The organism is uncultured Mobiluncus sp. (assembly GCF_902488535.1).
In the GTDB taxonomy this organism is placed as follows: Bacteria; Actinomycetota; Actinomycetes; order Actinomycetales; family Actinomycetaceae; genus Mobiluncus.
The window spans coordinates 1-22,940 of the sequence record NZ_CABTWO010000010.1 but is presented as its reverse complement, the minus strand read 5'-3'; the positions used below and the strand labels follow the sequence as shown (position 1 = coordinate 22,940).

Annotated in this window: 22 protein-coding genes and 1 riboswitch; of the genes, 5 read left to right on the top strand and 17 right to left on the bottom strand. The window is 58.0% G+C overall.

The annotated features are described in order from the left end of the window. Positions 1-55 precede the first annotated feature (55 nt). The 4 genes from RDL66_RS04825 (at position 56) to RDL66_RS04810 (ending at position 2,585) form a co-directional block, all read left to right on the top strand. Positions 56-502 carry an FHA domain-containing protein gene (locus RDL66_RS04825; protein ID WP_308535585.1) on the top strand — a complete coding sequence of 149 codons (447 nt, stop codon included), beginning with the start codon at positions 56-58 and terminating at the stop codon, positions 500-502. Beyond that, a complete protein-coding gene (locus tag RDL66_RS04820) occupies positions 499-1,236 on the top strand; it encodes a MerR family transcriptional regulator (RefSeq protein WP_308535583.1) in 738 nt (245 codons plus the stop codon). Before RDL66_RS04825 ends, RDL66_RS04820 begins: the two co-directional genes overlap by 4 nt. A 194-nt stretch (positions 1,237-1,430) precedes the next feature. After that, positions 1,431-1,952, top strand: coding sequence for a MerR family transcriptional regulator (locus tag RDL66_RS04815; protein WP_297588608.1), 522 nt, complete (start codon positions 1,431-1,433; stop codon positions 1,950-1,952). A gap of 282 nt (positions 1,953-2,234) precedes the next feature. Then, on the top strand, positions 2,235-2,585 hold the full coding sequence (locus RDL66_RS04810; protein WP_297721358.1) for an RNA polymerase-binding protein RbpA: 351 nt from the start codon (positions 2,235-2,237) through the stop codon (positions 2,583-2,585). A gap of 54 nt (positions 2,586-2,639) precedes the next feature. Here RDL66_RS04810 and RDL66_RS04805 read toward each other — a convergent pair whose 3' ends face one another. The 5 genes from RDL66_RS04805 to RDL66_RS04785 are packed head-to-tail and all read right to left on the bottom strand — an operon-like array spanning position 2,640 to position 9,893. Continuing rightward, a complete protein-coding gene (locus RDL66_RS04805) occupies positions 2,640-3,386 on the bottom strand; it encodes a polyprenol monophosphomannose synthase (protein ID WP_308535581.1) in 747 nt (248 codons plus the stop codon). Further along, positions 3,373-4,965, bottom strand: coding sequence for an apolipoprotein N-acyltransferase (gene lnt / locus RDL66_RS04800; RefSeq protein WP_308535579.1), 1,593 nt, complete (start codon positions 4,963-4,965; stop codon positions 3,373-3,375). Before lnt ends, RDL66_RS04805 begins: the two co-directional genes overlap by 14 nt. Next, on the bottom strand, positions 4,953-7,403 hold the full coding sequence (locus RDL66_RS04795) for a DEAD/DEAH box helicase (protein WP_308535578.1): 2,451 nt from the start codon (positions 7,401-7,403) through the stop codon (positions 4,953-4,955). Before RDL66_RS04795 ends, lnt begins: the two co-directional genes overlap by 13 nt. Before the next feature lie 12 nt (positions 7,404-7,415). After that, positions 7,416-7,736, bottom strand: a complete 321-nt coding sequence (locus RDL66_RS04790; protein ID WP_308535577.1) for a histidine kinase — start codon at positions 7,734-7,736, stop codon at positions 7,416-7,418. 9 nt (positions 7,737-7,745) lie between these two features. Next, on the bottom strand, positions 7,746-9,893 hold the full coding sequence (locus tag RDL66_RS04785; RefSeq protein ID WP_308535575.1) for a WYL domain-containing protein: 2,148 nt from the start codon (positions 9,891-9,893) through the stop codon (positions 7,746-7,748). 68 nt (positions 9,894-9,961) lie between these two features. Here RDL66_RS04785 and RDL66_RS04780 point away from each other — a divergent pair, with 68 nt between their 5' ends. Next, positions 9,962-11,155, top strand: coding sequence for a DUF3866 family protein (locus RDL66_RS04780; RefSeq protein ID WP_308535574.1), 1,194 nt, complete (start codon positions 9,962-9,964; stop codon positions 11,153-11,155). A gap of 12 nt (positions 11,156-11,167) precedes the next feature. Here the strand turns inward: RDL66_RS04780 and hisG are convergent, their stop codons facing one another. From hisG to RDL66_RS04720, 12 genes are all read right to left on the bottom strand, one after another. Beyond that, a complete protein-coding gene (gene hisG / locus RDL66_RS04775; RefSeq protein ID WP_308535573.1) occupies positions 11,168-12,016 on the bottom strand; it encodes an ATP phosphoribosyltransferase in 849 nt (282 codons plus the stop codon). 77 nt (positions 12,017-12,093) lie between these two features. After that, positions 12,094-12,357, bottom strand: coding sequence for a phosphoribosyl-ATP diphosphatase (locus tag RDL66_RS04770; RefSeq protein ID WP_308535570.1), 264 nt, complete (start codon positions 12,355-12,357; stop codon positions 12,094-12,096). Positions 12,358-12,416: 59 nt separating this feature from the next. Beyond that, on the bottom strand, positions 12,417-12,617 hold the full coding sequence (locus tag RDL66_RS04765; RefSeq protein ID WP_308535569.1) for a hypothetical protein: 201 nt from the start codon (positions 12,615-12,617) through the stop codon (positions 12,417-12,419). A 106-nt stretch (positions 12,618-12,723) separates the two neighbouring features. After that, positions 12,724-13,839 (bottom strand): ABC transporter substrate-binding protein, encoded by a 1,116-nt coding sequence (locus RDL66_RS04760; RefSeq protein ID WP_308535567.1) that lies wholly within the window; start codon positions 13,837-13,839, stop codon positions 12,724-12,726. Between the two features lie 26 nt (positions 13,840-13,865). Continuing rightward, complete coding sequence (locus RDL66_RS04755; protein ID WP_308535565.1) at positions 13,866-14,669, bottom strand: ABC transporter permease; 804 nt, start codon at positions 14,667-14,669, stop codon at positions 13,866-13,868. Between the two features lie 99 nt (positions 14,670-14,768). Beyond that, positions 14,769-14,890: riboswitch (FMN riboswitch) on the bottom strand. 48 nt (positions 14,891-14,938) lie between these two features. Next, positions 14,939-15,601 carry a ribulose-phosphate 3-epimerase gene (rpe, locus tag RDL66_RS04750; RefSeq protein WP_308535563.1) on the bottom strand — a complete coding sequence of 221 codons (663 nt, stop codon included), beginning with the start codon at positions 15,599-15,601 and terminating at the stop codon, positions 14,939-14,941. A gap of 65 nt (positions 15,602-15,666) precedes the next feature. After that, positions 15,667-17,193, bottom strand: coding sequence for a transcription antitermination factor NusB (locus tag RDL66_RS04745; protein WP_308535562.1), 1,527 nt, complete (start codon positions 17,191-17,193; stop codon positions 15,667-15,669). Beyond that, positions 17,190-18,155 carry a methionyl-tRNA formyltransferase gene (fmt, locus tag RDL66_RS04740; protein ID WP_308535560.1) on the bottom strand — a complete coding sequence of 322 codons (966 nt, stop codon included), beginning with the start codon at positions 18,153-18,155 and terminating at the stop codon, positions 17,190-17,192. Before fmt ends, RDL66_RS04745 begins: the two co-directional genes overlap by 4 nt. Before the next feature lie 52 nt (positions 18,156-18,207). After that, positions 18,208-20,259 carry a primosomal protein DnaI gene (locus RDL66_RS04735; RefSeq protein WP_308535559.1) on the bottom strand — a complete coding sequence of 684 codons (2,052 nt, stop codon included), beginning with the start codon at positions 20,257-20,259 and terminating at the stop codon, positions 18,208-18,210. A 92-nt stretch (positions 20,260-20,351) separates the two neighbouring features. Next, complete coding sequence (gene metK, locus RDL66_RS04730) at positions 20,352-21,545, bottom strand: methionine adenosyltransferase (protein ID WP_308535557.1); 1,194 nt, start codon at positions 21,543-21,545, stop codon at positions 20,352-20,354. A 9-nt stretch (positions 21,546-21,554) separates the two neighbouring features. After that, complete coding sequence (locus RDL66_RS04725; RefSeq protein WP_308535555.1) at positions 21,555-22,214, bottom strand: phosphopantothenoylcysteine decarboxylase; 660 nt, start codon at positions 22,212-22,214, stop codon at positions 21,555-21,557. Between the two features lie 17 nt (positions 22,215-22,231). Next, positions 22,232-22,819, bottom strand: coding sequence for a flavoprotein (locus RDL66_RS04720; protein ID WP_308535554.1), 588 nt, complete (start codon positions 22,817-22,819; stop codon positions 22,232-22,234). Positions 22,820-22,940: the final 121 nt, after the last annotated feature.

Sequence of the window (22,940 nt, the reverse complement as noted above, 5' to 3'; positions counted from 1 at the left end):
TTGCGGCGGTTCCACTAAAGTAGAGATATCGAAATTTTCTCAAAAGGAGGACGAAGTGTCGGACACGATTCCAGGACCGGACCCTACTGAAACTGCAGTTTTCGGGGCTATAGGTGGCGTTCCTGAGGCGGAACCAGAACTGGGTAAGCGGGTTTTGTCCTCCGCTGACGAGGATGCTGTCGCGGCTCTGCCAGCAGGTTCGGCACTGCTAATCGTACAGCGTGGCCCCTCCGCAGGAGCGCGTTTCCTGCTTGATACGGACCGCATTACTGCGGGCCGGCACCCCAAGTCGGATATTTTCCTCGACGATGTGACGGTTTCGCGCCGGCATTGCGAGTTCCTCCGCCAAGAAAACGGTTACTTGGTTCGTGACGTCGGCTCCCTCAACGGCACCTATATTGACCGCGAGAGAGTCGAGTCTCACCTGCTGGCACCGGGGGAGGAAGTCCAGATTGGCAAGTTTCGATTGGCTTACTACCCGGCGGTGAATTTTAAGAAATGAACCAGGTAGCCCGAAAGGTCAATGACGTTGGCAGCTCGTGGCCCCCGGATGTAAGTCATGAGCCGACTATGTCCATTGGACGAGTCCATGAGATCATCGTGAAGGAATTTCCTTCAGTATCTCAGGCGAAGCTGCGCAATTTTGAGAAGCACGGGATTGTGTGTCCGGCCCGGATGCCCAATGGATACCGTGGCTATTCTTTGGCTGATTTAGAGCGCATTCGCTATGCCTTGAAAGCCCAGCGTGACAGTTACCTACCGCTGAATCAGATTGGCGAAAATCTGCGGCTGCTGGATTTTGGGGAGGAACCACTGCCGGTACAGCCGGTCATGCGAGTCGTGGCTTCGGAGGGCCAGATGCGTCTGCCCGTAAGCTCACGTATTACGCTGCAAGATTTGCTGGTTTATACCGGGGCTTCCGAGGAGCTGCTGGAAAAGGCAGTCAATGCCAAACTCATTAGCCCGGATTTTTCCTCCCGATTTTCTTCCGGTACGGTCGGGGTGGTGCAGGCTTTGGAAGTCTTAGAAAAGCAGGGCATAGAGCCACGCAATTTACGCTCCGTTTACTCGGCCGTAAATGCGATTTTGGATTTGATTGACCGAGTGGTCGCCCCGGAACGGCAAAAAAATAACGCCGCCGCCAAGGATCGCGCCCAGATACGGGCGGTGGAGCTTTCGGCGCAATTGGCGTCTCTGGCCGAGGCGTTGCTGAGCGTCGGAGTTGAGGAACTGTAAGCTTTTGCTGCTAGGTGCGGAAATGGGTTTGTTTTCCGGCCTAGCTTGCACTTAAACTTTAAGTGCAAGGTTTGGGCGCGCCGCGCACATTTGCCCACGTTTCTATGGTGCATAATCTAAAATAGAAACACACTTGAACGGAGGTTGCCTTGGAAAAGCCAAGCAAGTCTGGAGTACCGCAGATAAAGCAGGGGATGCTGTTTGGTGAAACCCTGCCGGTCATCGACGAAGAAACCGGTTTTCGCGGACCGACTGCCTGCAAGGCAGCCGGGATTACCTATCGGCAGCTCGACTACTGGGCTCGTACCGGTTTAGTGGAACCTTCCGTGCGCAATGCCCGCGGTTCGGGCTCACAGCGTCTTTATTCTTTCCGGGACTGCCTGTTGCTAAAGGTAGTCAAGCGCCTGCTCGACACCGGCGTTTCCCTGCAACAGATTCGCGTGGCCGTAGCGACCTTGTCAAAGATGGGGGTGGAAGACCTGGCGGGGATTACTCTCATGAGTGATGGCGCTTCGGTCTACGCCTGTACTTCACAGGACGAAGTCATCGACTTGGTGCAAGGCGGCCAGGGTGTGTTCGGCATAGCGGTGGGGCGCGTCTGGCACGAAATTGAGGGCGAGCTGGCGCAACTGCCCGTAGAGAACATCAATGACGATAACGTGGTAGTGCGCGATGAACTGGCGGAGCGCCGCGCGCGTCGTCGCCAGGTTAGCTAACTAATTTTTTCGCGTTCACAAGCGCGGTGCCAAAACGTTGGCACGACAGTGGTGTCCCGGTCGAGGGTTAGGGAGATGCGTTTCGACCGGGACACTTTTTTGTGCGCGTACCCTAGGGAACTGAGCAGGATAAACGTGAAATACATAAAATGACATAATATATATTATCGGATTGGAGGGGCGCGGCTAGGTGGCAATCCCAACGCCCCGGCACCGCCCTTGAGAAAAAATCCGTCAAATCGGTTAGAATGAACCGCTAAGCATTACAAGGAGGCACTTATCGTGGCTGATCGCGCACTACGCGGGATGCGTATGGGTTCCAATTCTCTCGAGTCCGAAGAAGGCGTTGTTTTTGTCGAGCGCCAAAACGTGGACTACACCTGCCCGGAAGGCCACGCCTTCGATGTTCCCTTCGCGATAGATGCCGAAGTGCCCGACTCTTGGGAATGTCCGGTTTGTTCGAAAACCGCGATACGCAACGGTGTGGAAGATTTCCAAGAAGAAAAAACCACTAAGCCGCAGCGCACCCACTGGGAACAGCTGATGGATCGGCGCAGCGAAGAGGAACTCCAGATTCTGTTAGACGAACGTCTGGAAGCCCTGCGCACCGGCCGTCGCCACTACGGACGTTGAAAGTACCCTATTTTTGTTATCAAGTGGCCCCTGCCCAAGGAAAATGACATAACGTCACGAATTATGGAGCAGTTCCCGAATCCGCCACTTGGCGACTTCCAGGAACGCTTCCTTGATGATTGACCCGCTCATTTTCGAAGTACCCGCCCGGCGTTCCACAAAGGTGATGGGCACTTCCACAATCTTGCCCCCCGCCCGGCGTGTCCTCCAAGTCATCTCAATCTGGAAACCGTACCCTTTTGATTCAATCGTGTAACGCTGCAGTAAACGGTTCAGGAAATCGACCCGATAGACCCGAAAACCCGCCGTCGTGTCGGCCACGCCCAAGCCCAGAACCACGTTGACATAAAAACTTCCCGCCCGGCTCAGCAGCTGGCGCGAGGCAGACCACCCCGCGGTCGCTCCCCCACTGCGCCACCGCGAACCGATGACCAGATCCGGACGACCGCTGCCGTGGGCCAAAGCCAACAGACGCGGTAAGTCCTGAGGCCGGTGTGAACCGTCGGCATCGAATTCCCCGACCCAGGTAAATCCGTGACTATCAGCCCAGGCAAACGCGGCCAAATACGCTGGTCCCAGGCCTTCTTTACCCTCCCGGTGCAACACGTGGAGCTGCGGGTGGTCCGCGGCCAAGGCGTCCGCCAGCTGACCGGTACCATCAGGCGAGTTATCGTCCACAATGAGGACATGAATCCCCGGGGCTTGGGCGAAAACCTCGCCGGTAATCCATTCCAGGTTTTCCCGCTCGTTATAAGTCGGGATGGCGATAACAGTTTTCGCGTTGAGGTTAGTGTTTTCCACGTTTCCAACTTTCTGACAGAGCCAATAATACTTGTAAAACCGCAGCTAAGACCACTAATATCAGCGATCCCAGACCGAGCAGTCCCCCGATGACGGTGGCGGGCGTAGCCCCGCTGCGCAGAGGAATATCTGTAACGAAACTGCCGGCTGCAAAGTTCGGAATGACCCGGCCTACTATCTGTCCGCGGGCATCAATCCGCGCGGTGGAATCCATGGTGGACACTTGAATGGTGTCTAAGCCGTGTTCGGCGGCGCGAAAGCGGGCGATGGCGAGTTGCTGGTCAGCTTCGTCAGATGAACCAAAGAAAGAGTTGGACGTCGGCACGTAGAGAAAGTTCGCGCCAGTGACCGCTTGACGCACCAGGTCATCATCGGCAATCTCGTAACAAATCGGGCTGGCTAGGAGTACATCTTTACCGGCCAGCGAGACCTCTAGCTGGGCCACGCTTTCGCCTGCAGTAAGGTCAGTAGGGACCATAGCGGCGAAACTGGGAATGGCAGCCGCAAAGAATTTCCGCCAAGGCAGGTACTCGCCGAAAGGAACCAGGTGTTTTTTGGCGTAAGTGTCCCTGGCTTGGCCGTTTTCCCACACCAAGATGGTGTTTTGCAGGGAAGTTGCGTTGGTTTCGGCGAGACTGGGTACGCCCGGTCCGCGCGCCCCGGCTCCCAACGTCCCGGTGATGAGCGGGGCTTCTTGGAAAGCCTCGGCGACTTCGTTCACCAACGCGGCGGCACGAGGGCTGGTGCGTGGGTCCACGTCGGCCGCGTTCTCCGCCCACAGCACCACGTCGACGTGTTGAGCTGTCCGTTGGCGCAAGCGAAGAGACTCCTCAACGTGGTTTTGTAGCACTTCGTAGGGCTGTCCGAAAGCCGTTTGCGGCTCCCGACCAGGGGTATTGCCTTGGACCGCCGCTGCCGTGATATGGCCGGTAATCTCTGGCAACGCGGGGTGTGCCAAGTTGGGAAAAACGGTAGCTGCGACAACGGCAATGAGTGAAACTATCCGCACTGTTACGCCGCGGTGCCGACCCAGAATTTCCAGAACGGCAGCGGCAATGAACACGCAGACCCCGCTGACTAGCGCGCTGCCGCCCCACGGCGCCCACGCCAACAGCGGGGTATCAACCAGGGCAAAAGCGAGTTTTGACCAGGGAAAACCTCCGAAAGGCAACAGGGCACGCAGCTGTTCCACCCCGACCCAAGCCAAAGGCGCCCAAACCAGCCGCGCCAGCCCGAACAAACGGGGAAACCGTGGGATGGCCTGTTCGGCGCGCACCCACACTTGTGCAAATAGACAGATAAACAGCGTCTCTAGAATCGTTAGGGCAATCCACGGCAGGGCCGAACCAGCGGAAACCCCGGTCCAGGTCAACTGCGGACCGAAAAAACCGAGGCCCCACCCTGCTGACACCAACAGAACCCGGCGCCCAGTTTTGCCGTGCCCGTACTGCCAGCGCAGAGTGCCCAACAGAATCATGACGGAAGGAACCAGCAACAGCCACAGATTCCAGTGCGGAAAAGCCAGGGCTCCGGCCACTCCCCCTATGAAAGCCAGGGGCAGAGCTATCAGAAGTCCCACGTCACCACTCCCCGCTTGAACTGGTTGATGACGCTGCGGAATTTCGTCTGCAGGGCCGGATCGAGATTCAGTTTGCGCAGCTGGTCGGCGAGGTCAATGACTTGGCGAATAACCCGCACGAAGTCGCCCGCGCTCATGCCGGTCAGTTCCAGACACTGCCCAAGGCTGACGTCCTGCGCCCACGCCACGACCCCGGGCAGCAAATCCGTTTCTAACGGCGGGTAAGTCTCGAGGAAGTGTTCTTGCTGCAGAGTAGCGATTTCAAAGTTAATCCGCCCCATGGATTCCAACGCCGTGGCCAGGCTGGGAGAAGCCTCGGCTGGAATCAAGCGGGACAATCCTCCGGTGCGGTTTTGCGCCAGGCACACCGAGAGTGCCCCCGCCAAATCGGCCACGTTCAAATCATCGAAAACGCCACGGCGCAAACATTCCACGACCAGCAAATCCCGCTCGTTATACACCGATTGCAGCATGGTGCCGGCGTCACGCAGACGGAAATCATCATCGACATAGTTCAGTTCCCGCAGCACTTGGCAGGTTTGGTCCAGCTGGCGAGCCAGGGACTTGGTGCGGTTTTCTATCCTCTGGCGAGTCATCTGGGCCGATTCCCGATTTTTGGCGGCCTGACGGGCTTTCACCAGGTGTTTGTCCCGGTCGGGGCAACTGTATACAGGGTGGGCTTTCATCTGGGCGCGGGCCTGTTCAATAGCCCGGCGGTCGGCCTGCTGGTTTTCGGGGGTGTTTTCCCCGCTGTGACGCCGCTGTTTGGCCTGCTTTTCCGCTTTGGACAGGGCGTTCATCAGGTCTAGCAGCGCCAGCACATCCCCACGCTCGCAGTGTGCCTCGCGTTCTTGATTCGCGGCCAATTCTTCAAACCGGCGCAGCTGTGAGAACAGTTTGCGCGAACTTCCCAACGCCACGTACTGGGCAAACGATTTTTCGACAGTTTCTTTCGCGCCCTCCAAGGTGGTGCGGGCCAGCAGGTTTGCCGCCATGTTAAAGGTAGGGACAAAGGCTGAGTGTAGCGGGTAGGTTTGCTGACTGGCCAGGTTGGCCAGCAGCTGCGGGGGATTCTTCACTTCCATAAGGGTCAGGGCATGCCCCACAGAATCGATTCCGCGGCGTCCGGCACGACCCGTGAGCTGGGTGTATTCCCCCGGCGTTAGGTTCGCGCGTTCTTGGCCGTTCCACTTGTTCAGTGATTCCAAGACAACGGTACGGGCAGGCATATTAATGCCTAGAGCCAACGTTTCGGTCGCGAAAACCAGGCGAATCAGGCCTTTTGCGAACAGAGATTCGGTCAGCTGCTTTTGAATCGGCAGCAACCCAGCGTGGTGCGGGGCGATACCAGCGGCCAGCGTTTCTTCCCAGTTCGAAACGTCAATCGCGCTCAGGTCGCCCTGGCTGAAACCTGCCAGTTCGGTCTCTATCTCGAGGCGAATCTGATCAGCCTCCGGTTTGGTGGTGAAACGCAAACCGGCGTCAAACACTTGCGCCGCCGCATCGTTACAGCCCTGCCGAGAAAAGATAAACGCAATCGCCGGAAGCAACTCTTGCTGTTCCAGACTGCGCGCTACCGCCGGTCTGTCCGCACGTATCCGGCGGGGCATCCGGCCGCGGCGCGGCATGATCTGCTGGGCAGCCTGCGCTAACAGAGCCCGGTTCAGGTGTCCGCCCACCTCGCCTTTGGCGAACAAAGGCAGAATTTCCCCCGAGGCGCTAATCATAAAGTGTTTCAACGGCACCGGCCGGACAGAGGTAGAAACGACAGTCGTGGGACCGCGTAAGGTCTGGAGCCATTGAGCGAACACCTTGGCGTTGGAAATCGTGGCGGAAAGGGAAATAAGGCGCACCGCCGCATCGAGATGAATAATGATTTCTTCCCACACCGGCCCGCGGAAATGATCGGAGAGATAGTGAACCTCATCCATGACGACATATCCCAGGTCCGCCAGCGGCGCGCCTGCATAAATCATGTTCCGCAGCACTTCCGTGGTCATCACAATGATGGCGGCGTCGCCGTTTATCGCGGTATCGCCGGTCAACAACCCAACATTTTCCGCACCGAATAACTCCACGAGTTCCAGATACTTCTGGTTGGACAGGGCCTTAATCGGCGTGGTGTAAAACAAGCGTTTGCCTTGGCGCAAAGCCAGGAAAATCCCGTACAGACCGACTATGGTTTTTCCAGCCGAAGTTGGGGCGCTGACCAGGACATCTTGGTCCTTATCGAGCACCTGGCAAGCCTCGATTTGAAAGTCGTCCAGGGGAAAATCGAACAGCGCTTGGAACTCGTAAAGTTCCGGGGATTGCTGGGTCGCTCTGAAAGCCTGATAGCGCTGGGCAGGAGAAGGGTTGGTAGCCTCGGGAGCCTCCGTTTGCGCCAATCGCGCAGCGGCTTTCTGGCTCTCGCGGTAACGGTGACGTTTGGGACTCATAGCTTCAGATGTTTACTGCCGCGGTGCCACCAAATCGTAGCTCGCCCAACGGTCATGAGCGGAGTGCAGGCGGCGTTGCTTGTTGGCTTTGCGAGCCTGCTTCACCTCGGCGCGGGCCACCCGTGCCGCGCTCAAAGTTGCGGCATCCCCCGTGGGAGCTGGCTTTCGAGCCGGTGGGCGGACCGAATCTGAGGTTTCGGCGGCGGGCAGCTCGATATCGCGAACCGTCCGATAGAGACGTATTCCACGCACGATAATCCACGCGGTCGTGGCCGCGAAAATAATCACGGCACAAATTACGGCGATGAGCCACACGATACCCTGAACACTCATAACTCAATCTTACCTGTCCGCGGTCGATAGTGCGGAGCCGACCTGTGCATAGAGCGCAAGGGTCGCGGCGCCCACCTCGCCGGCAGCCGCCACCACCGGCTCTATCGCTGGCCCACCAATAATGGCTTCTATTTCGCTCGCGAGAATCTGTATAACCCGCTGCAGCCAAGCGGGATCTTTGACTTTCAAACGCACCCGATACGTGGTGGAGGACTGATCGACCGCCTGGGCGTGAAGAATCGTATCCACGTAGGATTTCGCCTGATTTTTCAGCTCCAGGTCGACCGTCTGGTACTTGTAGCTGGGTTTTTGAGGGAGTTTTTCAGGAATCGTCTCCGCGGTGACGCGCAGGTTACTGAGGCGATCCAGGCGGTACTTGTGCCACTTGTTCTTCTCGAGGTTCACCCCCACCAGATACACATGATAGCGGTCTGTATAGACAGACCGAGGTGCCACGCGGTGCGCCGCGGTGTCCCAGCTGGCGTTGGTATAGGTAAAGACGACCGTGTGGCCCCGCTCGATGGCCCGGTTTAACGTCTCCAGAGAGTTTTGGATGGAAGGCGGCACCGTGTTCGTCACCAGCTGCGGAGCGGCCAGTTCGTGCGCCTGCCCCAACCAAGAGGCGACCTTTAGACGAGCGGTCGCAATCGCCTCTTGTGACGAGGGGGCCAGATAACCGGCGACTTCCAACCCCAACAGGAGGGACAACGCCTCGTCTGCGCTAAAGGACGGGGGCATCACCCAACTGCGAGAACCGTTGACTTCAATGGTCCCGTCCTTGCGTATCGAGGGCAGGAAACTTTCGTAGTCAGATTTTTCGTTACTGGCGGCTGCATCCAAATCCAAGAAATCCCAAATAATATTTTTGATGTCCTGAGGTTTGAGACCAAAGTGTTTCGCCAGTTCATCTACGGTACAGGTGTCGCCGGTAGTGCTCGCATTAAAGATAAACGTCATCACCGCCAGGGATTCGGTCGTTACGCGCGTCTGGTTATCTATGGAAACGCCAGTTTTCCGGGGGCTAAACTCGTCGAATTTGAGACGTCCGGTTTCATACTCACCCTCCGTCAACTTGAGCTGAGTGAGACTTTCCGCCGCTTGCACGGTTGCCGTCACAAGTTTCGGGGGGTCGAGCACTACCAGGTAGGTCATTGCTTCGGTGGCCAGACGGCTCCAAGTATAGAAATCCGGTTGTTTGGCCCGATAAAGATTCCACCCGACAGGGACCTGCTCAAGCCCGGTCAACCCCAGTTCCGCTCCCTGGCGGGTAACATCACCATGCTCACAGATGAGTTCCGCGTTCATGACTGCTTCCGAGGCTTTCACGGGATCTGCCACAAAGATGACCCGTTCCAAAAGGCTCTCTAGAGAGACGCCGCGAGGGGACTCCACGTACTCGGCAACGTCAAAAATCTGGTCCGTAATAACTAGGTTGCTGAGCCGGGACAGCTTGAATGTTCGGAAACCTTGGCGGGTTTCATCGAAACCGCGAACATAGAAAAATCCGCGTGACAGCATCATCATTGTGGGACGCACCCGTCTATGTGTGTATTCGCCGTAGCGGGCTTGGTAATCGAATTCGATGAATTGATGCGCGGCGATAGCGTGAAAAATGTCTTGCGTCAGACTCGAAATTAGCACCTGCGACTGAACTTCCAGCGGATTGTCGGGGTCGATGTCGCTCACGGAACGGACATGGGAATCTATTTTGGTAAAGTCCCCCTCCAATAATCCCAGCGCCAGGTGGACCCAAACTGATTCGGTAGCGTCAAAAGCCAGCGTTTGGCGGTGAGAATCGGGCCGCAGCAAGTAGCGGTGTTCCGTTCCGACGTTGTTGCGTTTATCTTCCACGATGATATCGCCCAGGATTTCGTTGAGAGTTTTGATGTCGCTGCGGATTTTGACACTGTAGTTTTCATGAGACTGGGCCGAGTCGTCAGCGCCGGGGCGAGCCGGGAAGTAAGGTCCGATGGTGGCGGTGTAGGCGGCGTAGATCTCGTCATACGTTAACGGGCGGGCTTCTCGGTAAAAGACTGTTAAAAGTCCCTGGTAACGCCGCGATGCTGGAGCGAGTTCCGTGTCACTGGGGAGGTCTTTACGCCATTCATAATCGTCATCTTCGTCGAAAATGTCGGGTTCGCTCGGTGCTTGGTGCATAGGAAAATTATAGCGGTGGACTTCCGGGATTGTTCTGAACTCTAGGTTGAAGCGGTTATGCTTAAACCGTGATGATTCGGAAAGCTCGCGTTCTGGAAGTGCAGCGCCAGACTCCACATCAGGTTTTGCGCTGCGAAATCGTGGCTGCGCCTCCCCGCCAAGAAACCGGCCCTGCCGTGAGTTTCCAGCCCGGCGACAACTGCCGGGCCATCTGCTACCCGGAGCTGCTCGGTAACGCTGAGCCCGGCGATATCATCCAGATTGAAGTCTCTCCCCTGGCTAAAGCCTTGGGCACCGGCGGCGAAGCCATGGTCCTGGCCAATGAAACCCGCCTGCCGGCGGACGAACTGCCTAATCCTGGCCACTTGGTGAAGGCTCGCTACACCCCGCATCAAAAGGTGGTGCTGGGTGCCGACGAGCCGGACAGTCCCTACCATTCTCTGTTGCGTTCGGCAGATAACCTAGATGGACTTCCCGTTTTGGTGACGGATTTGCATTCCGCTCTGCCAGCTATCGTGGCGGGATTCCTCCACCAAAACCCGCGAGCCCGGCTGGTCTATATCCAAACTGATGGCGGCGCCCTACCTTTGGCGTATTCCCGTACCGTAGCCCAAATGCGCGAGTCCGGGAGTTTAGCTGCCACCATCACCTGCGGGCAATGCTTTGGCGGCGATTTTGAAGCCGTCAGTTTCCCCTCCGCCCTGTTCGTGGCCTCCGAGGTCGTCAAGGCCGATGCGGTCATTGTGTCTCAAGGTCCGGGCAATCTGGGTACCGGCACTCGTTGGGGTTACTCTGGGGTCGACGGGGCGCAATTTTTGCATACGGCTTCGGCTTTAAACGGTCATCCCATTGCGGTGCTGCGGATGTCCAGCGGCGACGCGCGCCCCCGGCATTACGGCATTTCGCACCACTCCCTGACTATGCTGACCTGGATGGGACTGCCCCCTCTGGACGTGGTGCTTCCGGTTTTTGACCTCGACAATCCCATAGAAAAAGCTTTGGCCGACCCAAAAGGAACGTTCGCTCCCCTGGTGACGTCCCAACTGAGCCTTCTGCAAGAACACCATCGGGTCATCAACCAACCCACTACGGGACTTTACGCGGCTCTAGAGGCCTTCCCGGTAAAACTTTCCACAATGGGGCGAACGCTTAGCGAAGACCCGGCCGCTTTCCTCGCGGCGGCAGCGGCGGGAGCGTACGGAGCGACCGTGCCCACCCGCGAATCCAAGAAACCACAGAAAGACCCCAGCGCCGCGAGCTGAGGCGCAACAGCGTTACAGACGGCAGGCTTTCAGGTCAGTCACCAGGATGCCGCGCGCCCCGGCCGCGTAGAGACGGTCCATAATCAGGTTCACGTCGGCGGCTTTCACCATGACCCGCACCGCTTTCCAGGTGTCCTCAGCCAGGTCGGAAATCGTCGGGGATTCAATACCGGGCGTAATTGCCAAGAGTCCCGCGAGCTGGGCGGACGGAGCGTTGTAATCCATCAACACATAGGTTCGCGCCACCATCACGCCCCGCAGGCGTGCCGCCAACGTTTGCAGCTGAGCGTGATTTTCTTGACCCGCGGTGGTAATCAGCAAGGCTTCCGATTCCAACAGAGGCGCACCGAAAGTTTGCAAACCGGCAGCCCGCAGCGTGGAACCGGTTTCGACTACGTCGGCAATCAAATCGGCGATGCCCAACTGGACGGAAGATTCCACCGCGCCGTCCAGGTGTACCACGCGAACCCCGGAAATCCCGTGCTCATCGAGAAACTTTTTCAGCAGCAGGTCATAGGAGGTCGCCACCCGTTTGCCTTGAATGTCCGCAAAGTCGTGGAACTGGTCCGCCGGCCCGGCAAACCGGAACGTGGAGCGGGCAAAGTCCAGCCCGAGATATTCCACCGCTTCCACCCCGGAGTCAATCAACAAATCCCGACCGGTGATGCCGCAGGACACGACCCCGGAACCGACATAAACCGCAATGTCACGCGGACGCAGGAAGAAAAACTCGACATCGTTACCCTTGTCGATAATCGTCAACTCGCGTCCGCGCCGGGTTACTTTATAACCGGCTTCTTTCAGCATAGTGACTGCCGGTTCGCACAGCGATCCTTTATTCGGCACCGCGATTCGTAACATGGCTGACTCCCCTTTTCTCAAGCTGTTATTGACTGTTTTCCGAGTCGTTCCGGATTCCGGCTCTGGGAAATACCGCTCTACATATGCTGGTAAATATCTTGGGGCGTAAAGCCTTTCGCCACCATCATGACCTGCAAGTGATAAATGAGCTGCGACATCTCAATCTGAGCCGCTTCCTCCGATTCGTATTCGCACGCCATCCACACTTCGGCGGCTTCTTCTACGATTTTTTTGCCGATGCCGTGGACTCCCCTGTCCAGTTCCTCAACGGTACGGGATCCCTCCGGGCGTTCGTTCTTTCGGCTCAAAATAATCTGGTACAGGTCTTCAAAATTATTCACTCTTTAAGAGTATGCAACCTCGCCGCGTTTTAAAAATCTCTGTCCTGACGGCGAGGGCCCTAGGCGGTTCGGTAAGTAAACTTTCCGACCAACGTATCCAATCCCTTGGCCTGGTGAGCCAACGTGGCTGCCGTAGTGGAAACCTCACCCGCGGTGCTGGCGTTCTGTTCGGACAGCGTCCACCCGGCTCGAAATTGTTTATCCGTTTCACGAGGCGGTTGGGTCGGGAGTTGCGCGCTTTCCTGTTCCATCGTTGCCATAAGGTTTGCCTAACTACATACGCGAGTGCGGTTTTCTGCATTTATTTTAACAATGCGGAGCGGGATTCGGGTCTGTACCACCCGAATCCCGCGAAATGCCCCGAATCTACTTTGCGGCGGACGACTTGGCGTGCAGGGACTGCCAAGGCCTAGCAATTTTTTCCAAACCTGTCTGATCCAAAGAACTGAGGTCAACTTTGTCGTCCAATGCCCCGACCTCGCCCAAAAGGGCAATCATCGCCTTAAATTTTTGCGGGTCAGGAGCGGCAGCGCGACCAGGGTCAGCCGGGTCGTAGTCAGGCAACTGCTCCAACTCCAGCGTCGCCAAGTTGACTTTCTGGGCAGCCTGCAAGGAGGCGGCAGTGTTCAGCGTCTGGTCATACTTTTTCGTGTATTCCACCGCTTTTTCCGGATCCTGCTGGATACTGTTGATGGCTTGAGCCATAGCGTTGATGACACCCTCATTCGCGGCGTCCTGGTTTTCACACCTGTCGCCGGTAGTCACCACGGCCGCACCTACCAAAGGAAGATTCGACGGCAGGGGAATCTCGGTCACCTCCAACCCCGCCAGCTGGAACTGCACCAGGTCGTTATTGGAAAACCCGACCACCGCATCGACTTTCCCGGTGGCCATCTGAGTCTGCTGGGTATATCCGATTTCCGAAATTTTCACGTCATCAAGGCTCAAACCCGCCTGCTGTAAACCTGCCTGGAAACCAAACCAACTCGAGCCAAATCGGCCGGGAACGCCCACAGTTTTCCCTTTCAAATCAGCCCAGGAGGTAATCCCTGACTGCTTGGTTGCGATAACTTCCACCGGATATTTTTGGTACAGGATACCAGTCACGCACAAATCCATACCGGCCGAAATCGCCTGCACTGCTTCGTCAGCAAACGCCACCACGTAGTCCTCCTTGTGGGACAAAAGGGCGTTGAACAGTCCCTCATCGGCTCCGTGATGACGCAGGTTAACGGGCTGGAGGCGCTCTCCCCCACCGTTATCCCAACGGAACAGCTTGTCTTGAGCCGCCACATAGAACGGGGCGAACTGCACGTTGGGGATATACGTCAGACCGATTGTGACCGCCCGGTCCGCCCCGGCCGAACTGTCGGGCGACGTAGCGGAACTGCCTTTATCAGCACCGGAACCGGCAGCACAGCCGGCCAAAACAGCGGCACTGACAGCCAGCCCTGCTAGGGACCTGATAAAACGATGTGACATCTTGTGAACCTTTCTTTGAGACGCAGCTAAACTGCGTTTACCGTTTTGGAATGACGCTCTAGGCGATAGACCCCTAGGTAAAGCAACGCGGCTACGGTGCAAATCATGATTAAACTCACGAACATTCCCGGTGTATCGACGTTGTGTGACTGCAAGGTAATCAGGGTTCCCATGCCGCGTCCGCCGATGACCATCTCGCCCACCACCGCTCCGGTGATGGACAGGGTCACGCCGTTACGGATGCCGCCCAGTAAGGACGGCAACACCAGCGGAATCTCCATGTATTTCATCAGGTCCCACGTTCCAGCACCATCGAGTTTGGCGGCTTCCAAAATGCTGGCATTCAGGTGATGCAAACCCACGGTGGTGGAAACCAAAATGGGGAAAAACACCATCAGAGCACACAACACCGCAATGGCAAAACGCGGCGTCGGCAGCCAAATCAACAGCAGCGGCGCCAGCGCTACCGCCGGAACCGCTTGGGAAGCCCCCAAAAACGGCTGAACCGCCGCGTTCAGGAGCCGCAGGTGATGGATCGCAAATGAAAGCGGCACACTCACAATGAGTCCCAAGACGGTTCCCCCCGCCGCGGCCAGCAACGTGTTGCCCAGGTAAAGCCAAAACGTTTTGCCGCTCAACAGCTCCACACCGGACTGAACTACGTCACTGGGACGCGGCAAGATAAACGTTGGAATGTTTCCAGAACTTGTCGCGAGGAACCAGACTGCCACAATGAGCAGCGCCAAAGTGAGAGGGGCGATGACGTTGAGCGGCCGAAATTCCGGGACGGCGTTAGCCGTTGACGGTGTCTGGTTTTGACTCATTGACATCTTCACCCCTTTCGGTTTGTCACCTCATTGGACAGCCCAGGGCAAAGAAAGATGAACGCTCACCGATGCCTCGGTAAACATACGCAGGCGCGGCTAAACGTGCGGCTCTTCCCATCCGGACTCTAACCGTCGGTATCGGAGTTTCACCGATTCAACTCGTGCGCACACGAGGTCGCGGACTTTACCGCCGGTGCTGAATTACACAGCCCCCAGAGCTACTTACAGTATAGCCTCTCAGCGACGCACTCAGGACCAATCCTGAAAAAGCGTTAATGGGTGTGCGCGTCGGCGCCGATGGCGCGCAACGTGGCGAGAGCCTCAGCGGGCTTCCGCTTGAACACGTAGGAGCCGGCCACCACCACGTTAGCCCCGGCTTTCAGCACCAGCGGCAAGGTTTCTTCATTGATTCCCCCGTCGACCTCGATGTCGAGGTTTAGGCGGGCGTCTTCGGCAAATTTGCGTAGCTTGCGAATCTTTGGCAACACTTCGGGAATAAACTTTTGCCCCCCAAAGCCCGGCTCCACACTCATGACCGTGACCTGGTCAAACCGACCCAAAATATCTTTGATTGCACTAGCCGGGGTGGCTGGATTCAGTGCAATGCCGGATTTGGCGCCTAAACTGTGTAGCACGTCAGCGGTTCGCACCGGGGCTTTCGAGGCTTCCAGGTGGAAACAGACTATCGCGCAGCCGGCTTTGGCGTATTCCAAAGCCCAACGGTCTGGATTTTCAATCATCAAGTGGGCATCTACCGGTAGTTTCGTGGCGTTCAGCACCGCTGTGGCAGTCGGCAGCCCCCACGTCAGATTAGGCACAAAATGATTATCCATAATGTCGAGGTGAACCCCGTCGGCACTCTTGATGTCTTGCAGCGCCTGGGCGAAATGCATCTGGTCGCAGTTCAGCACGGAGGGGTAAATCTTAAGGCTCATATCGGTTCCCTTCTTTCCTCTATTGTCTAATTCCGCAGTGGGTCTCGGACGGTTTTGACCTGGTTTTATTCCTGGGAATCAGGCATTTTTTGAATCAGCGCCAGGAACATGGCGTCGGTACCGTCCCGGTCGGGCCACAGCTGCAGGTAAGGTCCCAGCCCGAGGTCATGTTGCGGGTTGGCGATGATGTCGCGGGCCACCGCGGGAGCATCCAACACCCGCAATTCCGCACGATTTTTCACCGTGTTTTCCACCACCTGGCGGGTTTCAGCCAAATGCGGGCTGCAGGTCGCGTATCCCACGACTCCCCCCGGCTTCACCGTTTGCAAAGCGGATTGCAGCAGCTCTTGCTGTAGGGCGGTCAAGTCCTTTAGGTCGGCAGCGGATTTGTTCCATCTGGCTTCGGGGCGGCGGCGCAGCGAACCCAGGCCGGAACAAGGTGCGTCCACCAACACCCGGTCGGCTTTACCCGGATGAAGTTCACCAAAATCTCGGCCATCGCCCTGTAAAACCTGCACTGTCTGGTCCGTAAATGCTTTCGTGGAATCACGCACCAGTTCAGCCCGATGTGGCGAAACCTCGTTGGCGATGACAGAGACGTCCCGCGAGCGAGCCAATCCCGCCAGCAGCGCCGTTTTTCCGCCGGGTCCGGCACACAAATCAACCCAGGTCCGCTCCGCCCCCGCCACGGGCGCGGCTGCCAGGACTTTGGCGACCAGCTGCGAGCCCTCGTCCTCGACCCCGGCGAGGCCCCGCTCTACTGCGCGCAGCCGCCGCGGGTCGCCTCCGGACAGCACCACCGCACAATCGGAGAGTTCACCCAAGCGAGTATCGACGTCGAGATAAGTTTCGGCCGCGGTCGCCAGTTCGTCAGCAGTTATCAAACCCGGCCGGGCGCACAGCGTCACGTAGGCGGGACGGTTTTGGGCGTGTAGGAGTCCCGGCAGCTCCGCGGCATCCCGGCCGTTGGCGACCAGGGCATCGCGCAGCGCCCACACAATCCATTCCGGATAGGAAAATGCTCGGCTCAGGGCTTTTTCCCCGGTCAGTCCCTGCGTGATGGCATCGAGCCAGTAGGACAGGTCATGTTCCGTGACCTTGCGCAGCACTGCGTTTACCATCCCGGCAGGACCGGCCGATAAACGGTCTCGTGCCAGGTCAACCATGGTGTCTACTGCGGCGTAGTTTTCCACCCGCATCTGGAGGATTTGATGAATCCCCATCCGCAGCACCGTCAGTAGCTCCGGATCTAAAGCTGCGACTTCCCGGTCACTCAGCAGTCCGATAATAGCGTCGTAGCGCCCTTGTAAACGCAATGTTCCGTACACCAGCTCAGTAGCAAAAGCCGCGTCGCGGCGGTGCAAATGCGCCCGTTCAATCAGGCCGGGCAGCACCAGATTGGCGTAAGCCTGGTCTTGGTCTACGCGACGCAAGGCTTGAAAAGCAACGTCACGAGCAGGGTCGCGCCGGGCTTTACTTCGATAGGCGTAACCGGTACGGGAGTTCCGAAAATTTCGACCGGCTCCCTGGGGTTTCGCACTGTTGTGCGCCGAGCGAGGCTGGCCCCCGGAAGCACCCCCTGGATGGTTCACTCCTGGCCTCCCATCGGGCTCGAGCTGCCAAACTTCACGCCGCTTTCCAGGTGGGCTCCGCGTGCCCAAGCCTCAGCGGGCATAGGTTTCTTACCGGCTGGAGCCACGGCGCCTAAACAGACGGGTGCCGAACCGGTCCCGACCCATACCTCGTGACGAGTGGTAAAAATCTGACCGGGCTCCAGAGGCGGGATAGGCATCGTCACGGGCGGATTCGCCTCCAGAACACCCAGTTTGATGCGGGAATCCTGCCACATCGTCCAGGCGCCGGGAGACGGCGTGAATCCTCTGATGTGGTTGGCAATCGTGTCGCCCGGAGCGGACCAGTCGATTTCTCCTTCCGCCGGGTGCAGGGGCGTCGCATAAGTGACACCGGCGTCCGCTTGCGGTTCGGGGGCAATTCCCCGTTCAATCAAGGACAGGGCTTGCTCCAGCGGTTTGACGCTGAGCTCGGCGAGTTCGAGCAACACATCCCCTGCCGCCGCTTGCTCAGGCACCGTGTAAGAACAGGTTGCGTAAATGGGACCGGTATCTAATGCGGGTTCCAGCTGAAAGACCGTGACACCGGTCTGGGTATCCCCCGCCTGGAGAGCACGCTGCACCGGGGCGGCGCCTCGCCAGCGAGGCAGCAGGGAAAAATGGATATTAATCCACCCGAACTGAGGAATCTCTAAAATATCAGCCGGCAAAATGGCTCCGTAAGCCACGATGACCCCCAAATCAGGCTGGAGGTCACGCAAAAATGCGGCAGCTTCTGTATTGTTCTTAAGGGTTTTGGGCTGATAGAGCATCAGGTCGTGCTGGGCCGCATAGGTGGAAACCCGTGACGGAGCCAGCTTCCGGCCTCGGCCGGAGGGAGCGTCCGGGCGTGACAACACCGCCACCAGGTCGTGTGCAGATTCCTCGAGGTATGTCAATACGGGAAGGGCCGCCTGGGGAGAACCGGCGAAAACAATACGCATAAAAACTATCCTATCTAAGTTCGACTAAGGGGTTTAAAGGCGACAGCGCGGTCTATCCGATTTGACCGGCGGGATCAGGGGGATCCACCACGATGCGCAGGGAGGCACTGCCAGATTTTCGTTCCCGAGCATTTTGCAGTTCCACTGCGCGTAGCGCCCGCCCGAAATCCTGACTTTCACGCAACCCTACCGACACAAACGCGGTGCTGAGCGCAGGATTTTCCCGTGCCGGTACCGGACCAAACACCGTGATTTCCGGAAATTCCTGGCGCAAAAAAGCCAGCACCTCGCCCAGGGATTCCCCCTGCAACAAAGCCGTGCGCCACGCGGGAGCAAAGTGTCCCGCTTCCCGTTCCTGCAGGTCTAAGGCAGCAAAACCCCACGGATCCCAGCGCACCAAAGCCTGTTCCCAGCGCGGGTCAATGCGGTTTGTCACCAAGATACGTCCCTGTGGTTTCACCAAGGCCCCCGCCGCCAAAAATTGCCGCATGACTTCTTGAGCGGTCCACAAGGCGGTCCGATTAGCCCACATATGAGCCCGCAGGATAACCGCGGCTTCGTAGCCGCCCGCAGCGAAAGGTTCTCCCTCCGGAAAGGCAATGACTAGGCGAGATGCTCCGTCAATGAGGCCGACCCGCCCTTTTCCGGGACGAGAAACCAACACCGGCACTCCCGAAAAAGCCCGTCCAATGTCATCAATCACGGTGCGTGACTGCAGGTGGCGCCCGCGCATTTTCATGCTGGCACAGTTCGGACAGGCATAGTTGGCAGGGATGTTGCCGCAGCGAGTGCAAACCAGCCGGGAACCCTCAAAGGTCAAGGGTCCGCCGCACACTTCGCACACCGCATTTGCACCGCAGTTTGAGCAGCTCACGACGGAGAACGCCCCGTCGGGAGGAACCAGCAGCAAAACCGGCCCGGATTTCAGACCCTGACGCACCAGGCGCAGAGCGGCGTTTGGCAGGAGCATCGCCCCTGTCATGCCTTCCGCCAGTTGGGCATCCTCGCTGAGGAATTCAAATCGTCCCGTGCATTGGCGCAAAACGTCGCGATGCGGGGCCAGACCGCGGGCAAAGTGGCGGGTCACCAGCTGCAGATCCCCCGCGTTGACCGAATAGTGCGCCAACACTAGGGCGGCGCCGCATAGCTGGGAACGCATCAGCAGGACTTGCCGAGCGGAAAAGTTCGGGAACATATCCGAGCTGAGCGACCACGCCAAGTCGTCCCACAGGTAGAACAAACCGGGACGAGCCAACGGCAAAAACACAGCTCCACGAGTGCCGACCACCACCGCGGCGGAACCGAAACGGGAACGCAAGAATGTTTCATAGGAGGCGGCAGTCGGGATTTCCGAGGTGTACAGCACGACTTGGTTTGAGTCGGCGAAGTAGTCACGCAGATACAGATAGGCTTCGTCGGCTTGCTCTACCGTAGGCATCACCACCAGGGATTGTTCCCCGTTAGACCAGGTCGCCGCCACTAACTCGGCGATAGGCTGGAAGCGCGAAGATTGTTGAAAATGCGGATTGTTCCCCAGCGGTAGCGCGCTGACGACGGCACGAGGGTGGTGCCCCTGACACAAATCAGAGAAAAACTCGACTCCCCCGTCGTAGCGCGCCCAAGTCGTTTGTTCCGGTGGCGCCACCGTGACCGCGGTTGTGTCCCAATGAGGAGGGTCGGTGGAAAAGGCCTGTTCTACCTTGACGCGCCGCTCTGGCAGGGCGTAACGCAGCAGGGAGGATGGTCTCGTCCCGTAATAGAGAGAGACGTTTTCCAGCAGTTCCAGGGTAGAGGCGTCTAACAGGGGCAAGTCGCCCAAGGTGCGTTCGATTTCACGCAGCGGTTTTTGCCACTCGGTACTGTCTTTACGAGCCACGATGACCCCGGTGTAGCGTTTCGTCCCCACTTTCACTTTCACCAGCACACCCGGAGCGGCCGCCGAGTCAAACTTGGGGGGAATCAGGAAGTCGAGAGGCCGGGACAAGGCGGGCGTAAACGTGTTGAGCAGTACCTCCGCCACGGGCTTTTCCACACCGTCGACCCGCACCTCCCGCGGTCCGGGAGGCGCGAAATCGTCCAGTGGCAATATCGGTTCAGCAAGCACGACTTAATTACAGCTCATACCCCGGAGACAAAAATCCGGCAGTTGCCAATCCATCGCGAAAGTCGGAGCCAAAACCAGCCCCGCAGCCGGTTTCACTGGAAATACTCTTTGAGAGCTTGCGCCCGATTGGTTTCTTCCCAACTGAAACCGTCGCGCCCAAAATGACCATAGTTGCTGGTGTAGCGGAAAATCGGACGAGTCAGATCCAAATCCCTAATGATGGCGGCGGGACGCAAATCGAAAGTCTCACGAATCGCCGCGGCCAGTTCCTCATCCGCCACGACCCCGGTCCCGAAGGTTTCCACCGACAGGGACACCGGATTGGCTCGGCCAATCGCGTAAGCGGTCTGGATTTCGCAGCGCTTCGCCAAACCAGCCGCCACGATATTCTTAGTAATCCAACGCAGAGCGTAAGAAGCAGAACGGTCGACCTTTGAGGCATCCTTACCGGAAAAAGCACCTCCCCCGTGACGTGCCATACCCCCGTAGGTGTCCACAATAATCTTGCGACCAGTCAAACCGGAGTCCGCGGCGGGCCCGCCGATAATGAACTGACCCGATGGGTTCACCAAAATTTCCGTGTCCTTTGTGTCCAGCTCGATATCCAACTGATCGAGAACCGGGCGAATAACCTCCGCTTCGACCATGGCGCGCAGTTCCGCCTGGGTGCGGTCCGGGGCGTGCTGGGTTGAAACCACGATGGTGGACAGGGCACGCGGCACCCCGTCCTCGTACTCGACAGACACCTGGGTTTTCCCGTCGGGACGCAGACCGGAAACAATTCCCTCCTTACGCACCTGAGCCAGGCGTTGGGACAGTTTATGAGCCAGCCAAATCGGCATCGGCATCAAGTCCGGGGTCTCATCGCAGGCATAGCCGAACATAATCCCTTGATCCCCAGCGCCTTGCTGATCCAGAGGGTCGTAAGCTTCGGGACCCTGACGCACTTCCAGGGAATGGCTGACGCCCGCTTCAATGTCCGGGGACTGCTGTCCCAGGGAAACCATCACGCCGCAGCTGCGCCCATCAAAGCCAATCTCCGAGGAGGTGTAGCCAATCTGGGCAATCTCGTGGCGCACAATGTGGGGAATCTCTACGTAGGCCTCGGTCGTCACTTCACCCATAACGTGAACCAGTCCGGTGGTGACGAACGTCTCAACCGCAACGTGCGCCGCCGGATCTTGTTCCAAAATAGCGTCCAGGATTGAGTCGGCAATCCGGTCGCAAACCTTATCGGGATGTCCTTCAGTGACAGATTCAGATGTGAAAGTGACTTTTTTACTCATAAATGAATTCTAGTGACTTTGGAAGATTTCTCCAGCTAGTCGGAGCATGACCTCGGCGACCTCAAGTTTTGTGCCGCTGGCTTGCCCCCGTTCGTTGCCTTGGGAATCAAAGAAAATCAAGGTGTTTGTCTCAGTTGCGAAGCCGTGGCCGTCCCCGACCCGATTCACGCACAACAGGTCCGCGCCCTTCGCCAGAGCTTTCTTGCGTCCTTGCTCCCGCACCTGCGCCTCGCTGCCGGTCAGCGCCCCAAATCCCACAATGGTCTGGTTTTCGCGGCGGTGCTCAATGAGATTCATAAGGACGTCGGGGGTTCGTTCCAACTGTAGGGTGGGGATAGTCTCGGCGTGCCGGGTTATCTTGCCAGTGATGCGAACGGGGCGAAAGTCCGCTACGGCAGCGCACATGACCACGAGGTCCGCCCCCGCGGCGGCGGCGTTCATCTGGCGCAACATGTCCTCAGCGGTTGGGGCCTCCACGACCTTCACCCCGTGAGGAATGAGGGCCGCTTCTACGTTGCCGGCCACTAACGTGACGTCGGCTCCGGTCTCTAGAGCCGCCCGAGCCACCTCGCACCCTTGGCGTCCGGTAGACCGATTCCCCAAAAAACGCACCTCGTCCCAAGGCTCGCGGGTTCCCCCGGCGGACACCACTACGGAACGAAAACTCATGGGCGGCCTTGTGAAAACTAACTGATGGAACCGGGGTTGCTCACGCCCAGCTGCGCCAAAACCGCGTCACAGATGACGTCGGGTTCGCTCAAGCGGCCGATACCATAAGTGTTGTCGGCCAGCTTGCCAGTTTCAGGACCGATAAAGCGCCAGCCTCGGTCACGCAGCACCGCCGCGTTGTCCTGGGTCGCCGCGTTTTCCCACATCGTGGGGTGCATAGACGGAGCGATGAGACGCGGGCAGTCCACCGTGATAGCGACCAGGGTGAGGAACTCGTCAGCCAGACCCATGCGGAACCGTGCCATCAAATCGGCGGAAGCTCCCACCGTCAGGAATAAGTCAGCTTGGCTGGCCAAGGTGACGTGGGTTATGAAGTCCGGGGTCTGGAACACGTCGGTATGAATCGGGTGACCGCTCAGGGACTCCCAGGTCGCTTTCCCCACAAAGTTGAGGGAATCGACCGTGGGGCAAACCCACACATTAACCCCGGCAGCAGCGAGACTGCGCAGTACTTCGATGGCTTTAAACGAAGCCACGGAAGCGCCTACCCCCAAAATGACGGTTTTCTCAGAACCGCGGGGGGCGTCCAGGTCAGGCGTTGTCATCTTTCGCCAGGCCCTCGGGGAAAGAGGCCGCCAAGGCTGCCAGCGGATCCACCGGTGCCGGGGTGTCTTCCTCAGGAGTCTCTTCCTCCGGCTCATCGCCCTTCAACTGCATATCCAACAT

Bases quoted from the DNA above. Each gene is read 5' to 3' on its own strand.
- RDL66_RS04755 (WP_308535565.1), bottom strand. From the start codon at position 14,669: ATGTCAATGAGTCAAAACCAGACACCGTCAACGGCTAACGCCGTCCCG.
- RDL66_RS04815 (WP_297588608.1), top strand. From the start codon at position 1,431: ATGCTGTTTGGTGAAACCCTGCCGGTCATCGACGAAGAAACCGGTTTT.
- rpe (WP_308535563.1), bottom strand. From the start codon at position 15,601: ATGAGCCTTAAGATTTACCCCTCCGTGCTGAACTGCGACCAGATGCAT.
- fmt (WP_308535560.1), bottom strand. From the start codon at position 18,155: ATGCGTATTGTTTTCGCCGGTTCTCCCCAGGCGGCCCTTCCCGTATTG.
- hisG (WP_308535573.1), bottom strand. From the start codon at position 12,016: ATGTTACGAATCGCGGTGCCGAATAAAGGATCGCTGTGCGAACCGGCA.
- RDL66_RS04790 (WP_308535577.1), bottom strand. From the start codon at position 7,736: ATGAGTGTTCAGGGTATCGTGTGGCTCATCGCCGTAATTTGTGCCGTG.
- RDL66_RS04760 (WP_308535567.1), bottom strand. From the start codon at position 13,839: ATGTCACATCGTTTTATCAGGTCCCTAGCAGGGCTGGCTGTCAGTGCC.
- RDL66_RS04725 (WP_308535555.1), bottom strand. From the start codon at position 22,214: ATGAGTTTTCGTTCCGTAGTGGTGTCCGCCGGGGGAACCCGCGAGCCT.
- RDL66_RS04820 (WP_308535583.1), top strand. From the start codon at position 499: ATGAACCAGGTAGCCCGAAAGGTCAATGACGTTGGCAGCTCGTGGCCC.
- RDL66_RS04765 (WP_308535569.1), bottom strand. From the start codon at position 12,617: ATGGCAACGATGGAACAGGAAAGCGCGCAACTCCCGACCCAACCGCCT.
- RDL66_RS04785 (WP_308535575.1), bottom strand. From the start codon at position 9,893: ATGCACCAAGCACCGAGCGAACCCGACATTTTCGACGAAGATGACGAT.
- RDL66_RS04720 (WP_308535554.1), bottom strand. From the start codon at position 22,819: ATGACAACGCCTGACCTGGACGCCCCCCGCGGTTCTGAGAAAACCGTC.
- RDL66_RS04795 (WP_308535578.1), bottom strand. From the start codon at position 7,403: ATGAGTCCCAAACGTCACCGTTACCGCGAGAGCCAGAAAGCCGCTGCG.
- metK (WP_308535557.1), bottom strand. From the start codon at position 21,545: ATGAGTAAAAAAGTCACTTTCACATCTGAATCTGTCACTGAAGGACAT.